This window comes from Desulfovibrio intestinalis (genome assembly GCF_014202345.1).
In the GTDB taxonomy this organism is placed as follows: domain Bacteria; phylum Desulfobacterota; class Desulfovibrionia; order Desulfovibrionales; family Desulfovibrionaceae; genus Desulfovibrio; species Desulfovibrio intestinalis.
On sequence record NZ_JACHGO010000003.1, the window covers coordinates 201,222 to 215,826 of the forward strand.

Annotated in this window: 11 protein-coding genes and 1 pseudogene; 5 read left to right on the forward strand and 7 right to left on the reverse strand. The window is 57.6% G+C overall.

The genetic code is table 11. The features are described 5' to 3' along the window. Nucleotides 1-5: 5 nt before the first annotated feature. From HNQ38_RS06080 to rfbC, 4 genes are all read left to right on the forward strand, one after another. The gene (locus tag HNQ38_RS06080) at nucleotides 6-1,421 is read left to right on the forward strand and encodes a mannose-1-phosphate guanylyltransferase/mannose-6-phosphate isomerase (RefSeq protein ID WP_183718528.1); all 1,416 of its coding nucleotides are present in this window, start codon (nucleotides 6-8) and stop codon (nucleotides 1,419-1,421) included. 165 nt (nucleotides 1,422-1,586) lie between these two features. Continuing rightward, entirely contained in the window at nucleotides 1,587-2,678 is a 1,092-nt protein-coding gene (rfbB, locus tag HNQ38_RS06085) for a dTDP-glucose 4,6-dehydratase (protein ID WP_183718529.1), read from the forward strand. Next, nucleotides 2,675-3,568, forward strand: coding sequence for a glucose-1-phosphate thymidylyltransferase RfbA (rfbA, locus tag HNQ38_RS06090; RefSeq protein WP_183718530.1), 894 nt, complete (start codon nucleotides 2,675-2,677; stop codon nucleotides 3,566-3,568). The genes rfbB and rfbA overlap by 4 nt, the downstream gene beginning before the upstream one ends. Continuing rightward, entirely contained in the window at nucleotides 3,559-4,107 is a 549-nt protein-coding gene (gene rfbC, locus HNQ38_RS06095) for a dTDP-4-dehydrorhamnose 3,5-epimerase (protein ID WP_183718531.1), read from the forward strand. Before rfbA ends, rfbC begins: the two co-directional genes overlap by 10 nt. 146 nt (nucleotides 4,108-4,253) lie before the next feature. On the opposite strand, the pseudogene HNQ38_RS06100 reads toward rfbC, so the two are convergent. The 4 genes and pseudogenes from HNQ38_RS06100 to HNQ38_RS06110 form a co-directional block, all read right to left on the reverse strand. After that, nucleotides 4,254-5,392 (reverse strand): annotated as a pseudogene (locus HNQ38_RS06100) (double-cubane-cluster-containing anaerobic reductase). A gap of 40 nt (nucleotides 5,393-5,432) precedes the next feature. Next, the gene (locus HNQ38_RS06105; RefSeq protein WP_183718532.1) at nucleotides 5,433-6,218 is read right to left on the reverse strand and encodes an acyl-CoA dehydratase activase; all 786 of its coding nucleotides are present in this window, start codon (nucleotides 6,216-6,218) and stop codon (nucleotides 5,433-5,435) included. Nucleotides 6,219-6,548: 330 nt separating this feature from the next. Next, nucleotides 6,549-6,671 (reverse strand): hypothetical protein, encoded by a 123-nt coding sequence (locus HNQ38_RS14370; RefSeq protein WP_281377814.1) that lies wholly within the window; start codon nucleotides 6,669-6,671, stop codon nucleotides 6,549-6,551. Nucleotides 6,672-7,129: 458 nt separating this feature from the next. Further along, complete coding sequence (locus HNQ38_RS06110; protein WP_183718533.1) at nucleotides 7,130-7,729, reverse strand: PadR family transcriptional regulator; 600 nt, start codon at nucleotides 7,727-7,729, stop codon at nucleotides 7,130-7,132. A gap of 296 nt (nucleotides 7,730-8,025) precedes the next feature. On the opposite strand from HNQ38_RS06110, the gene HNQ38_RS06115 reads away from it, so the two are divergent. Continuing rightward, entirely contained in the window at nucleotides 8,026-8,997 is a 972-nt protein-coding gene (locus HNQ38_RS06115) for a radical SAM protein (RefSeq protein WP_183718534.1), read from the forward strand. 214 nt (nucleotides 8,998-9,211) lie between these two features. Here HNQ38_RS06115 and HNQ38_RS06120 read toward each other — a convergent pair whose 3' ends face one another. The 3 genes from HNQ38_RS06120 to mazG are packed head-to-tail and all read right to left on the reverse strand — an operon-like array spanning nucleotide 9,212 to nucleotide 14,579. Next, nucleotides 9,212-11,548, reverse strand: a complete 2,337-nt coding sequence (locus tag HNQ38_RS06120; RefSeq protein ID WP_183718535.1) for an ArnT family glycosyltransferase — start codon at nucleotides 11,546-11,548, stop codon at nucleotides 9,212-9,214. Continuing rightward, nucleotides 11,545-13,821, reverse strand: a complete 2,277-nt coding sequence (locus tag HNQ38_RS06125) for a hypothetical protein (protein WP_183718536.1) — start codon at nucleotides 13,819-13,821, stop codon at nucleotides 11,545-11,547. The genes HNQ38_RS06120 and HNQ38_RS06125 overlap by 4 nt, the downstream gene beginning before the upstream one ends. Then, nucleotides 13,782-14,579 (reverse strand): nucleoside triphosphate pyrophosphohydrolase, encoded by a 798-nt coding sequence (gene mazG / locus HNQ38_RS06130; RefSeq protein ID WP_183718537.1) that lies wholly within the window; start codon nucleotides 14,577-14,579, stop codon nucleotides 13,782-13,784. Before mazG ends, HNQ38_RS06125 begins: the two co-directional genes overlap by 40 nt. Nucleotides 14,580-14,605: the final 26 nt, after the last annotated feature.

Here is a 14,605-nt window from a genome sequence, read left to right on the forward strand (position 1 = left end):
TGTTCATGCCGGATATAGTTCCTGTCATTCTGTGCGGCGGCAGCGGTACGCGTCTGTGGCCCCTTTCGCGTGAGACCTATCCCAAGCAGTTTGTCGATTTGGGGGACGAAAGAACCCTGTTCAAGGACACTGTGCTCAGGGCTCGGCGCGCGCCGGAAAGCGTGGAACCGATCATTGTTTGCAATGAAGCTCACCGCTTTTATGTCACTGCGGAGCTTTACGCGAGCGGTGTACACGGAAAAATATTGCTGGAACCAGCACCACGCAATACCGCTCCAGCCATAGCCTTGGCGGCTTTTGCCCTTGCAGCCGGGGAGGATGATCCCCTCATGCTGGTGCTGCCTTCAGACCACGCCATTGATAATGAAAGCACGTTTTTTGATGGCGTGGCGCGTGCGGCCAAGCTGGCTGCCAGAGGGCATATTGTTACTTTCGGTATAGAGCCCACTGGCCCGGAAACAGGGTTTGGTTATATTGAGCAGGGCGAGAGCCTGGGGACTGAAGGCTTCAAGGTTGCCCGCTTTGTTGAAAAGCCCAGCCTTGAAGTTGCTGCAAGCATGTTGTCCCAAGGCGGATTTTCGTGGAACAGCGGTATGTTTTTGTTCCGGGCGTCAGTGTATCTTAAAGAATTGGAGCGGTATGCTCCCCAGATCTACGCCAGCTGCCGTACAGCCTGGGCAGAACGCAAAGACGATGGAGCATTCTGCCGTCCAGACAATGCTGCATTTCTTTCTTCGCCGTCTGATTCCATAGACTACGCCGTTATGGAACATACGGATCTGGCGGCAGTGGTGCCCTTGCACACTGGCTGGAGCGACCTTGGCTCCTGGGAGGCCTTTTATCAGGCAGGCCAGCCGGACGATTGTGGTAATGTCTGCTCTGGCGACGTTATGGCCGAAGGATCGGAAGGCTGCTATTTCAACGCCAACCACCGTTTGGTTACGGCCATAGGCGTGCGCGACCTGGTGGTTGTGGAGACGCAGGACGCCGTGCTGGTGGCCCCGCGCGATCAGGTTCAGGATGTGAAAAAGATTGTGGGCCGTCTGCAGCGCGACCAACGAGCGGAGTGCAAGCAGCATCCCCTGGTGTACCGCCCGTGGGGAAGCTACGAAACTCTGGTTATGGATGGCCGCTTTCAGGTCAAACGCATTATCGTCAATCCTGGCGCGGAGCTGTCATTGCAGATGCACCATCATCGCGCAGAACATTGGGTTGTAGTGAACGGCACGGCAGAAGTTACCAACGGCAATGAGGTACGCTTGTTCTCTGAAAATCAGTCCACCTACATCCCCGTTGGCACAAAGCACCGTTTAAAAAATCCAGGCGTCATCCCCCTGGTGCTCATTGAAATTCAGTCTGGGGCATATCTTGGTGAAGATGATATTGTGCGTTTTGCCGACGTGTATGGAAGAGAAGGATAACTGATTCACAGTTGTGAAAACCATGCCGTGTTGCGGTACGCTGCACCGTTGTGCAGTGTTTGAGCGTTTAAATTTTTTAAGGTTAACATATCAAAACTTATTGGATCCATGTGCGATGGATCAATATGTAGTTATATGACAATCGCCCTAAATAAGGAAACAACCATGCCCTGCCAACTCGTCACCGGCGGCGCAGGATTCATCGGTTCGGCCTATGTGCTTCAGGCCCGCCGTGCCGGAATTCGCGTTATAAATCTCGACAAGCTGACCTATGCGGGTAATGCGGCAAGTCTGTCTGCGCTGGCGGACGACCCGGATCATATTCTGGTGCGCGGTGACATTGGCAATGAAGAGCTGGTGGCTTTTTTGCTCCAGACCCACAAGCCTGACGCCGTGGTCAACTTTGCCGCTGAAAGCCATGTGGATCGTTCCATTGTCGATCCTGACGCCTTTGTGCGCACCAACGTGCTGGGCACCTCGGCGCTATTGCGTGTGGTCAAGGATTGGTGGCGTTCCCTGCCTGCCGACAAGGCAGCGCGTTTCCGGTTTTTACATGTGTCCACCGACGAAGTTTACGGCGCTCTGCAGCCCGGCGACCCGGCCTTTACAGAAACCACCCCATACAGCCCGAACAGCCCGTATTCTGCCTCCAAGGCAGCCAGCGACCATATGGTGCGCGCCTTTCACGAAACCTATGGCCTGCCGGTGCTGCTGACCAACTGCTCCAATAATTACGGGCCGCGCCAATTTCCTGAAAAGCTTATTCCGCTGATGATTCTCAATGCGCTGGAGGGCAAACCCTTGCCCGTCTATGGCAGTGGGGCCAATATTCGCGACTGGCTGCATGTGGAAGACCACTGCGCAGCCATCGCCCGTGTGCTTGAGGCGGGCCTTGTTGGCCGTTCATATAATATTGGCGGCCATGCCGAACGCACCAATCTGGAAGTGGTACACGCAGTCTGCATGATTCTTGATGAACTGGTTCCCTGGGCGCACGGGGCTTACGCAGGGCTTATAACCTATGTAACGGACAGGCCCGGTCACGATTTTCGGTATGCCATTGACTGCTCCAGAATCGAAAAAGAACTGGGTTGGAAGCCTGTGCACAGGTTTGATTCCGGCCTGCGGGAAACCGTGAAATGGTATCTTGATAACAGCACCTGGGTTGAGCATGTGCGCAGTGGCGCATACCGGGACTGGCTTGCCGTCAATTACGGGCAGCGCAACGGTACAGATGGTATGGGAGGTGCGCGATGAGCCAGTGGAAGGGCATCATTCTGGCCGGGGGCTCAGGCTCGCGTCTCTATCCCTTGACCCTGAGCGTGAGCAAGCAGCTCATGCCCATCTACGACAAGCCCATGATTTATTACCCGCTGGCCACGTTACTTATGGCTGGCATTCGCGACATCTGCCTTATTTCCACGCCAGAGCATTTGCCGCTGTATCAGGCTTTGCTGCATGACGGCTCCCAATGGGGGTGCTCAATACACTATGTTGAGCAGCCGCGCCCGGAAGGTCTGGCGCAGGCCTTTCTCTTGGCAGAGGATCACATTCGCGGGCACAATACCTGCCTAGTGCTTGGCGACAATGTCTTTTTTGGCCACGGCATGCCGGAACTCACACATGAGGCTATGGCGCGGCCCAGCGGGGCTACCATTTTTGGCTATCATGTGCGTGATCCGCAACGTTACGGCGTGGTGGAATTTGATGAAAACCGCCGCGTTGTGAGCATTGAAGAAAAACCCCTGAAGCCAAAATCAAATTTTGCCGTCACAGGGCTCTATTTTTATGACAGCGACGTGGTGGATATCGCCCGCAGTGTGCGTCCTTCGGCGCGCGGCGAGCTGGAAATAACGGACGTCAATAATGCCTACCTTTCCCGTGGCGATCTGCACGTTGAGCTTGTGGGGCGCGGCATTGCCTGGCTGGATACAGGTACCCACGATTCGCTCATGGATGCGGGAGCCTTTGTGCAGGCGGTGGAAAACCGTCAGGGACTCAAGGTGGCCTGCCTGGAGGAAATAGCCTGGCGCAATGGCTATATTTCTTCTGATGACGTGCGCGTCCTGGCGCGGCCCATGGCCAAGACAGGTTACGGACAATACTTGCTGGATCTTGTGGATACAGGGATAGGCCAATGGAAGTAGTTGCCACGCCCATTGCGGGGGTTTTACTCATCAAGCCCAAAATTTGGGGCGATGCACGCGGATACTTTGTCGAAACCTGGCAGCAGGAACGCTACGCAGCGGCGGGCATTGATCTGCCCTTTGTGCAGGATAACCACTCAAAATCGGCCTATGGCATTTTGCGTGGACTGCATTTTCAAAAAACACGGCCTCAAGGCAAGCTGGTAAGCGTTTCTCTTGGCAGCGTGTTTGATGTGGTTGTAGACATTCGGCCCGGCTCTCCCAGTTTCGGGCAATGGTACGGTGTAGAACTGACGCAGGACAACCAGTGGCAGCTGTGGGTGCCGCCGGGATTGGCGCACGGCTTTACCGTCACCAGTGAATCCGCCCATTTTCATTATAAGTGCACGGAATATTATTGCCCCGAAGACGAAGGGGCCATCCGCTGGAATGATCCTGATCTCGGTGTGGTCTGGCCTGTGGATCAGCCAGTGCTGTCAAACAAGGACAAGATTGCGCCTTCCTGGCAGGAATTTCAGGCGGGGCTTGGCGCAGACTGATCTGCGGATGCGCACTGAAGAACAGGGTTTGACGAGCTTACAGAAAATAAAAAACTCCCCACCATAATGGGGAGCTTTTTGTGTTTTAAGCCAAGCAAACAAATCGCAGCAAAGTGCGCTGCAAGTCGCGCTACTTTCGCGGCTTCTTACAGCATTTCCAAAAATGCTTCGATGCGAACCTTGAGCTGTTCGGTATCGGTTTCAGAGTAGTCGGTTTCCACCTGAAGATAGGGCAAGCCCAGGTCATTCTGCACAAATTTTTTCAGGGTCCAGGCTTCTACGGCGTAGGTCTGACAGCCCTGCCACGTCAGATCCATTACAGCATCTGCCGAAAAATCAGCCGCCATCTGGCGCAAGGCGCCGTAACGGTTGGGATTGGGCGACATGACGGCACACGGCACTTCCAGATAGCGGCGGGCCATCACGGTCAGCGGGTCGCCGTCTTCTTCCATCATGACGCGGGTTTTCTTGTAGGCAGAACAGTTGTCCAGACAGACCACGCTGCCGCCGCACTCCTCAATAAGCCGTACTACCTTGTGCGACCCCATACCGACGGGAACACCCGTCAGCAAGATGCGTGGGGCGTCGGGGCTGGTTGTACCTTGCCCTTCATCGGCCAGACGGCCCATTTCTTCCGCCAGATCTTCCAGCATGGCGATGCCCACTTCCTTGTCGGGGAAAAAGGAAGTTTTAAAGGCGATCTCCACCAGTTCAACTCCAGTGACGGGCGATGGCTTGCGCTGGGCCAGATCCATCACTGCCTTGAGGGCCAGACGCTCGCGGTTCATAAGCACGATGGCCTCACGCAGCTTTTCGTCGCTGATGGTTACATCAAACTCTTGCTCAAGGCGGCGTACCAGATCTTCAAACTGCTTGCGCCAGTAGCCCAAGGCGTCATCATTCTGGATTTGTGGTAGCTGCAACAGGGCTATGGGTTTATAGGGCGCAAGCAGTTCATACATTTTTTTTTGCCGTCACAGGTGGTGTCGGCCACCACGATGTCGGCAGCAGCCAGATAAGGACAGCTGTCCTTGAGGGCAAACCCGAAGCTGCTCTTGATGAGAGGGCAGAGGGAGCGGGGCAGGATTTCTTCCGCCGCTGGTATGGAGTCATTCTTGGTGCCGCAGAGCGAAACCGGAATGGCCCCGGCGGCCAGCGCAATTTCAGAAGGGGAGTAAAGGCAGAATTGGCCAACTACCTTTTTGCCGTTCTGTTTGGCTTCTGTAAGGTTAAGCACGTTTTTTTCAAAGGCTGTGGTGATTTTGTCAAAACTGGCGCACTTCATGATTGCTCCTTGGTTTTGCCCTGCTTTGGCGGGCTGTTCCTCATTTTTTTCGCTCAATTCGCTTAACTGCCAGAAGGGCCGCGCCCAGAGCGCCCACAAGTTGCGGTTGCTCTGGCACCTGCACAGACATATCGAGTTCCTGAGCAAGAAAGTTGCAAAATGCCGGGCTGGTAGCCATGCCCCCTGTGAAAACACATTGGCCGGTAAAGGCGATGCGGCGGGCAAGACCTCGCATACGTCTGGCAATGGACACAAAAACTCCTGCGGCCAGATCGGCAGGCGCAGTTCCTTGAGCCAGCAAGCCGACGATTTCTGTTTCAGCAAAAACAGCGCACATGCTTGATATGGGAACGGGCTTTCCGTTGGCCGCGGCTTTTCCCAGTTCATCAAGAGGCATACCCAGAATCCCGGCCAGCACTTGCAGGAAGCGCCCGGTGCCCGCCGCGCATTTGTCGTTCATGACAAAATCACGCACGCCGCCGTTTTCATCCAGGCTGATGGCCTTGCTGTCCTGCCCGCCGATGTCGAGCACAACACCCGAACCTGGAAACAGCCACGCGGCTCCCTTTGCATGGCAGGTGATTTCAGTAATGGTTTTTTGGGCAAAAGGCAGGGCAATACGCCCGTAGCCAGTGGCCACAACCTGCTCCAGATCATGACGGCTGGCGCCAGCCCTATGACAGGCCGCGTCCAGAACAGCTTCTCCAGCTTCGCGCGTGTTCCAGCCAGTGGGCAGCAGCGCGCTGCCAACCACGGCCTGAGCGGCGGAGTCAAATAAGACGGCCTTGGCGGCCACGGAGCCCACGTCGATTCCGGCTGCAAGCATTGGTTTTCTCCAGCATACAGAAGTAAAATGATCCATCTTAAGGTTGGCCTGCTGCTGCAAAACGAGCAGTCAGGCTCAACTGGCCGAACTGCCTTCAACTGCAGGAAAGCATACAAGCTTGAAAAACATAGCAGTTCAAAATCAATCTGGACCCGGATCTTCGCATGATTTGATCGCGGGTATACTGCCAAGGACCAAAAAAAGCCCCGCATGGTGCGGGGCGCGCTGTGAAGAGGAGGGTTCGGCGGAAAATCTGAACCGCCTGGTGATGTAACAAAATGGCGCTGTTCAGAAATTCAGGCGAGACAACCTGCCCCACAGCGCCAATATTCAAGTCATGCCGGAGCGTGTCAGGCTCCGGTTTTTGCAAAGCATACATGATTCGGAGGCGCAAAAGACCGAAGGCGCGGGTTCAGCCACCGCCAGCGTGTCCATTGTTGCCTGTAGTTTCATGTAGTCTCCGGTGTCGTCATGCGACGATTGTAAAATCGGTGCGCACAGTTCGCTGCGGTGCGCCGTGATAGTTGTTTTGCTGGTCAACTGTCAGCGCAACACAGTAAATTTTTGCAAGGCACCTTCACTTTGAAATGCTCAGGCGGCTGCGTGAGCAGGTACCTGCCGTGGAACCGCAAGCGCAGCTTCAGCCGTTGCGACGCAGGCTTTAAGCGCTGCGACGAAGGAAATTACGCCTAAAGACAGTATGTGTAACAACCCTGTTTTTCCATGCAATCGCTGTCGCCATCCGTAAACCCTTGGGGCAACGGTTGCCGCGAAGCTACGGATGAAGACAGCACGGCTATTTATTTGCGCGGTTAAACGCCGTAGCGGGCGTGTCTTTAACTTTGAGAATATATACTCTCAAAGTTAATCTGTTCTAATGACCACCCGTAAAATAAAAATGCTCTTGATGATTAACTATCACTAAAAGGATCTGAACTGTCAATTGACCCAGATAGAGGTTTTGCCGCGCAACGGCAGCTTTGGACCGGGCCAGCGGCCGTCTGGTTTTGCCGGGATGCTGCAGCGGCAGCCACGGGATTTGCCAGCGGGGCTGCCGCCAGTGCGCTTCTTGCGTTGTCCACAATATCTTCAACAGAAGCCAGATACTCTTCCAGTGTGCCCAACCATTGGCTGAGGCACGATCGGCCTCTGCCTGTCAGGGCATATTGCCTGCGGGCCGGGCCGCTGCCTTGCATATCCCAGGCACAAGTCACAAGACCTTCCAGTTCCATACTTTTGAGCACGCGGTAGATGCCCGCCGGATCTGCAGGTTGTTCGTTGAACATGGCCCTTTCGGCCAGGCGTTCGAGGATAAGGTAGCCGTGCAGATTTTCGCGGGCTAGCACCGCCAGAATGGCAGGCCGCACCAGCCGGGTAAGGTTTTTGCCTGTGCAGGCGCACCCTTCAAAGTGGCTGTTTTCTGGAACCGAAAAATTCGTCCGGTCGGTACAATCAGCGCCGTGCTCTTCGTCAGGGGGGAGCGGTGTTTTCAGTTTCTTTAACGTTTTCATGCTTGATCCGTGATTGTTCCGCGGCATAACGGGACGCCGACAAGATGCTGTTCTGGATTGCCGGAAAAACAGCCAGGGGGTGAAATACAGATTCTGTTTCTACCCTAGTCAGAGGCACAGGCATTGTCGAGGCTGTGCAGGCCGGTTTTCTAATCCGTGCTTTGACCAAGTATATTCAAAGTGTGTTGCTCTGTTATTTGACTTGGTCTAATAGCGGGAGTAGTCGAATATATCGGTTTTATAAAAAGCGCGCTTGTAGCGTGGTTATGACGGGTCATGCCGCCAGGAGGCTTGCTATGCCGGGTGATAGAGAAACGAAAGAGGTTTTTGGCGCTGAAGAAATAGATATGCTGCTGGATACGGCTGTCAGCGACAGGCACGTTGTTCACCTTTTGGAAAAGGCAGACAGCATGAGCCGCGCCCTTGCGGGCAACCGGGGGTTCATCTGGGGGGCCATTGGTATTGACAGTACCCCGTGCGATATGGGCTGTACTTTTTGCAGTCATGCCGCCCAGTGGGACGCCTATAAAACTTCTCCGCCCCTTACCGAAGAGGCCATTTTGGAAAAAGCCGGGCAACTGGCTGACGGCGGGGCAGATTTTGTGGTTTTGCGCACGACGCAGCATTATCCTCTGGAAATATTGCAGCGTTTGGGCCGTCTGACGCGAGACCGCATCGGCAACGACATCCATCTTGTTATCAATACGGGCGAAATGAGTCTGGAGACGGTTCGGGCGCTCAAGGATTCCGGGTTTTCCATGTCCTATCATGTGGTGCGGCTGCGGGAAGGCCGGGATACGGGGCACAGCGTGGATATGCGCATGCGCACCATTGAGAACGTGCTCAAGGGCGGCCTTGAACTGCAATATCTTATTGAGCCGCTTGGGCCGGAACACAGCGCCCAGGAAATTCTTACCGAGGCTCGCCGCGCGCGGTCTTTGGGAGCGTCAGGCACGGGGGTAATGGCGCGGGTGCCCATTATGGGCACGCCGCTGGCGCGGCTCGGGCAGGTGTCGGACTCGTACCTGAAGCGCGTGACCGCCGTTGCCCGGATTGAATACCCCGACGGCGGGCAGCACCTTTGCGTTCACCCGCCCACCCCGCAAACTCTGCGTTGTGGGGCCAATACCATTATTGTGGAGCAGGCCGCCAACCCTCGCGACACTGTATCAAGCCTTGGCCCCTGGCGGGAATTTGACCTGCCCGGAGCTCGCGCGGTGTTGCGTCAGGCTGGACTTGAGGTGCGCCCGGCCAAGGCAGAAGCGTAATTTTTTATTGCGCATAGCCGGATACTATCTGAAACTGATTAATTTGAAGTGCTTCGCTTATCAAAGCTAATCTGCCGATAAAATAATCTCCGGCCTAGGCAATAACTTTTCAGCCTTTTAAGCGCAGCGCCTACTCAAGCTTTATCCCCATGATAAAAGCGCCCCCTGCCTGCTGGCAGAGGGCGCTGCTGTTATTCAACTGCTTGAAGTGGCATTATTTCGCCTGTTGTTCTTCCGCGGAAGCAGGGGCAGGAGCGGAAGTCTGCGGGGCGTCGTTTGCGCCGCCGCCAACACCGCCAACAGCGGGAGCGCCTTCCGGTTGTGCTGCGGGCACAGGTTCGGCAGTAGAGTCTGCGGGGGCAACCTTGGCGGTATCGGCTGCTTCAGGCGCAGTATCTTCAACCTTGGGGGCCGCAGCGGGCGCAGCAGGAATCTTGCCGTGCTTCATGTCCATCTCTTCCATCATCTTGGCATCATAGGCAGCGGCTTCAGACGCAGCCTTTTCAAGCGCCGCTTCCACAGGCGAAAGCTGCTTGCCTGAATCCGGGCTGGAACCTTCAGAGGCAGGAGCCTGTGGGGCAGCCGCGTCCGGTGAAGCGTTTTCAGGCGAAGCGCTTTCGGGCGTAGCGCCGTCTTCGGCAGGTGCCGCAGGCGTTGTTGCTTCAGGCGCGGGAGTTTCAGCAGCAGGAAGTTCAGGCGCGGTGGCGGGCATCAGAATTTCTTCTATATGACGCAATTTGGCCTGCGGAACTGCCTTCAGTTGCGGGCCAAGCAGCAGGGTACCCGGCTGGGCAAGCAGGATCACAATGACTGCGCAGATAAGCAACGCGCCGCCCATGCCGCCGTGGGCGCCTTTGCGTACCATGCGGGCCAGAAGTATTGCGGCGACAATGCATATGACGCCGAGAATGGGCAGGGCCTTGAGGCCGAGAACCATTTCACGCTGGTCGGCGGTGAGGGTGAATTTGAAGAAGCCCCCCATCCAGTCCAGCGTGGGGCCAAAGCCCGCTGCGGCCAGAGCCATACCTGCATGCAGCAGGCAAAGCGCGGCGAAAATAAAGAACAGGCGGCCACCCAGGCCAGTGAGGCGCAAGAGCGCCTTGCCCAGCAGAGGGGCAGCAAGGCAGATAACGGTTAGAGACGCATTGACCGGGTCATAGGCCGTCAAGCTCAGTACGGCGGCCACGGCCACGCTTATCCACATAAAGGCGATGCCAGCCCTGTCCTTGCGTGAGGACGCGAGATCGCCGGGAGCGGTTCGCAGCACCCGTACCCACGAAACACAGGCAACAATGGCCAGCCAGGGCAGCAGGCCCGCAGCGGCTATGAGCAGGGGCAGCCACCAGTTGGTGCTGGGCCAGGGCCACAGCATGAGGCGTTCGCCCAGAAACTTCAAATATCCTTCGGGTTGCTGCCACAGCATGACGCCGCCAAGCCAGCAGGCCACCAGAAGAAGCAGCAGCACAAAACCCGTTACGCCATCGAGACCCTGCGCCCGGCGGAAAGTACCGCGCCAGCCAAGAAAGAAAATGCTGGCTATCAGCGGCAGCATGATCTGGAAAAGACCGCCTGTGAGCCCGGCCAGAGCCGCCAGCACAAAACCAGCAGGCAGGCTTATCCAGGCATGGGGCTTTTGCCAGCCGTGGCAGAGCAGCGCCAGCGAAAAGAGGGTAAGGGCAGTGGCCAGACTTTCAGGCCCGGTAAAATGGGCCAGAGGAACAAAAAGCGGGGCGGAAAGAAGAATCATGCCGCCAGCCAGGGCTGCCTGCGAGTTGAGACCTGCCACGCGGGCAAGAGTCCACACGCCAAGAACGCAGAGTATTGCGCCCGCAAGGCCAGCGAGGGGGAAGAGCAGGTGCCCGAAGCTGGGACCAGCCATTTCAAGAAGGCACTGCATGCCCGCCAGATACCAGTGGTACACGGGCCAGTGGGCAAGCCCCGGAGCGGCGGGGGCCAGCCACAGTCCGCTCTGGCTCGTCTGGTTGAAAATAAGAATGCTTTCGGCTTCGCGCGGGCAGTACAGGCCATTGCCCATAAATGCGGGCCATGCCTGCGCCAGCAGTATCAGCAGTAAAAAGAACGGCCCTACGCGGCTGGCGGTTTCAAAAAATTTTTGCGCGGGATTGGGCTGTACAGCGGCGGCAGCAGTAGCGGGATCGGCAGCGGCGACACTTTCCTTGGCTGGTACGGATTTGCTAGCCCTGCCGCGCCACGATGAAAGCATGCCCCGGCCCTTGGGTTTTTCTTCATTCTGGCTGGTCGAAGCCTGGGCACTCGTTTGCCCGGCAATATGGCCAGCCGTTTGGGCAGAAGCAGAGTCGGGCACATAGCCCGCATTGTGGGCTTGGTGCGGATCCTGCGAGTCAGAGTGCGTTTCATGCGGGTCAGGCGAAGCCGTGCAGGAGCACAGCAGTTTTTCGCTTTGCTCCCCATCGGGCGCATGGGCCTGAGCGCCCTGCCCAGCCCCGTTGGAAGGGGCCTGGTCCACAGCATCCACAGTGTCCGTGCGGTTGTGCTGGTCGTCTTCAGGCTTGGTGGGGTTCTGGGTCATTGGTACGCTCCTTCAGAAGTTGCCGCCTGTCCCACGAGCAGCACATGCCGGGACTGGCGGGCGTCAAGGTCAAGTTCCACAGTACGCCCTTGCACGGGCAGGTTCTGGCCTTTCAGGATATCTCTGGCTCCACGCGCCGGGGCTGGCAGGGCGCAGGCAAGCCGCTGGCTTTTGTTTGAAAAATTGGCAGCCAGCAACCAGTAGCCGCCGCCGGGCAAGGTGCTCAGCACACCCACGCAGCCGGATGGGCCGGAATAAATATTTACAACACGCCCCCCCGCCAGACCAGCATCCCGCCGGGCCCGCAAAAGTGCGGCCAGTTCGTGAACAAAACTCTGCTTGTCGGCCCATTGCCTGTCCAAAGCGCCAAAAGCCAGCGGCGCAGGAGGTACACCCCCGGTAACGCCCAGGCGCTCATCCCACAGGGGTACGCTGCCCATACTGCCCGGCATGCCCGCTGGGGGTTGCGGCAGGTTGAGCGCGCCTGTCATGTCCTGCGGGCTGACAAAGGTCAGGCCGGGAAGCCCCACACGAAACGAGAGCAGCAGCAAAACTGTCTGCCGCATGGCCGCCGCATGTTCAGGCCGGGCAGCGGATGTGGAATCCAGCCCCAGGGTCAGAGCTGCAAGCCCCGCCTGCGTGCTCCACAGCGTGGTATCTTCTGGCGATGCCTTGGCCAGCTGCTGCGCCCGGCGTATCATGTCCCGCCCCTGCGGCAGATCCAGCAGGGGCCGCCAATCCACGCCTTGTACGTCCTTCTGCCCGCGCGCCAGGCGGCTGTGGTCGACGCCTTGCTCCAGTGAGGCGCGCAAAAGCCGGGTCAGGGGTGTGGCGTCGCCGCTCAGCAGGGCGTAAGCCGTGGCGGGTTCGGTAATCGTATCACGCGTAAAATCTATTGCTGTATCGAGCACCGCTCTGGTCAGGGATGGCGGCAGCGCGTCATCCTGCATGGCCCAACCGCCATAACGGTGAATTTCGCGTGCAAGGGCATCCAGAGCTTCCAGACCGGGCGTCAGTTCCGCCAGGGCTGACGCCTCGGCATGACGGCCCGCCGGAGCCGGATTTTTTGTCAGATCTTTTGCCAGATCTTTTGTTTGGCCGCCTGTCTGGCCTGGGGCCGCGCTTCCAGTTTGGGCTGGCACATCCAGCCCCATGAGGGCTTCCAGGCGCAGGCCAGCCAGAGTTTGTTGCTGCAAACCGGTATGGCGGATAACCGCTGCGGAAAATATACGCCGGGTCTGCCCCGAAGGGTCCTGCCACAACAGCACGGGGCGCAGGGCGTGGCCGCTGTAGCGGTATACCCAGCGCCGGGTCTGGCCGTCAGCGCCGCGCACTTCACCCGTGACCGCCCAGCCGCCGGGAGTCGCCCAAGGTAGGGTGTCCCGGCTGAGCGTCGGAGGCAAAAGTCCGCGTTGCACAAGGGTTTGTACCGCCTGTGGGCGCAGGGGCAGGCAATCCCATTCATCACCGGTGACTGGCAGCGCGTCCCAATCTTTTTGCGGCACAGCCATCATTGCATAAAGACCGTCAAAACGCGAGGCATGACGCGCCTGTAGAATAAAGTCCGGCCCAAGGCCCGTGGCAGCGGGCGGCAATTCGCCGCCCATCTGGATATTCTGTTTTTCCAGGCGGGCGGCTGTTTTTTCAAAGTCTTCTTCTGTGCCCAAAGCCGGGTCCAGACGCAGGGCCGTCACGTTGACACCGCCGGGGGTAGACATTTTGTGGCTGGCCCAGATGTCGCCTTTTTCGCCTGTGGGGGCGACAAACAACCCGTTCAGGCCCGCCTGACCAAGAGATTCCGGCAGGCCCGACAAGCCGAGCGCCTTCCAGAAAGGCTGGCCTGATATGACCGTATGCGGATTCACATCCAGCCACGCCGGAGCGGCGGAGAGCAACAAGGGCACACGCCGGGCCGCAGCGCTGTTGCGCCAGATAAGTTCTGTGCCGGAGACCTGGGCGGTCAGCTCCTGTGTGGAGCCAAGCATGGACTGGCGTTCAAGCCATTGCAGGTAGCCCGGGTCAGCGCGTGGCAAAACGCCGTTTTTTGCGGACGCCGCCGAAGCTGCGCCAGAGCCATGCCGTGCCGCGCCTTGCTGCCGTGGCGTGCAGGCGCAAAGCAGAAAAGCCAGCAGCACGCAGAAAAAGAGCGGCACAAAGCGCGAAGCCGGATGTGATGCCGCATAAAAAGACCGGAATGCTCCGGCATGCTGTGCTGGCTGCACTTGCCGTGAGGTCAGGACTTGGCCTCTTCCTCTGCCTTGGCCGTATTCCACAGTTCGTCCTTTTCGTCGAGGCTCAAAGCTGCAAAGTCCTGTCCCTGCTGACGGGCCAGTTCTTCCATTCTGGCAAAGCGCTTCAAAAAGCGGCGGGTAGCGAGATCAAGGGCTTCGCTGGCTTTGATGCCCTTGCGGCGTCCCAGTTCGGTAATGCTGAAAAGCAGGTCGCCCAGTTCGTGCTTTTGGGCTTCGGCATCGTTGTTGGCCGAGGCGTCCAGCCATTCCAGCCATTCGGCTTCGACTTGCTGTTCCACTTCTTCATCCTCCGGCCAGGTGAACCCAACGCGGGCCGCTTTGGAATGGATGCGGTAGGCCTTGAGCAGCGGAGGCAGGCTTTCGGGCAGGCTGTCGTACAGTCCCTTGGGCTTGCCGTCTTCGTCAGCATGTTCGGCCCGTTTGATTTTTTCCCAGGCCTTGAGCTGTTCGTCCAGACTGTCAAATACCGTATCGCCAAAGACATGCGGGTGGCGGCGGATCATCTTGGCCTTGTTGTTATTGAGGGCGTCGGCAAAGGTGAACTGCCCATCTTTTTCATACAGACGGGCCACAAAAAGCAGCAGAAAAGCCACATCGCCGAGTTCTTCGCGGATATCGGCCACATTGCCGGAGCGGATGGCGCTGACCAGCTCATGACTTTCTTCAATCACATAGTCGGCCAGGGTCTGGGCTGTCTGCTCTTTATCCCAGGGGCAGCCTTCGGGGCTGGTGAGTTTGTCAATGATACCCTGCAACTCTTCAACTGCGTTCTTTTCCATAAAATCTACGCTTCCTTGCCAGTTAC

Coding starts and splice junctions, on each gene's coding strand:
- HNQ38_RS06120 (WP_183718535.1), bottom strand. CDS start 11,548: ATGACCCAGAACCCCACCAAGCCTGAAGACGACCAGCACAACCGCACG.
- HNQ38_RS14370 (WP_281377814.1), bottom strand. CDS start 6,671: ATGAAACTACAGGCAACAATGGACACGCTGGCGGTGGCTGAACCCGCG.
- HNQ38_RS06115 (WP_183718534.1), top strand. CDS start 8,026: ATGCCGGGTGATAGAGAAACGAAAGAGGTTTTTGGCGCTGAAGAAATA.
- rfbB (WP_183718529.1), top strand. CDS start 1,587: ATGCCCTGCCAACTCGTCACCGGCGGCGCAGGATTCATCGGTTCGGCC.
- HNQ38_RS06110 (WP_183718533.1), bottom strand. CDS start 7,729: ATGAAAACGTTAAAGAAACTGAAAACACCGCTCCCCCCTGACGAAGAG.
- rfbC (WP_183718531.1), top strand. CDS start 3,559: ATGGAAGTAGTTGCCACGCCCATTGCGGGGGTTTTACTCATCAAGCCC.
- rfbA (WP_183718530.1), top strand. CDS start 2,675: ATGAGCCAGTGGAAGGGCATCATTCTGGCCGGGGGCTCAGGCTCGCGT.
- mazG (WP_183718537.1), bottom strand. CDS start 14,579: ATGGAAAAGAACGCAGTTGAAGAGTTGCAGGGTATCATTGACAAACTC.
- HNQ38_RS06080 (WP_183718528.1), top strand. CDS start 6: ATGCCGGATATAGTTCCTGTCATTCTGTGCGGCGGCAGCGGTACGCGT.
- HNQ38_RS06105 (WP_183718532.1), bottom strand. CDS start 6,218: ATGCTTGCAGCCGGAATCGACGTGGGCTCCGTGGCCGCCAAGGCCGTC.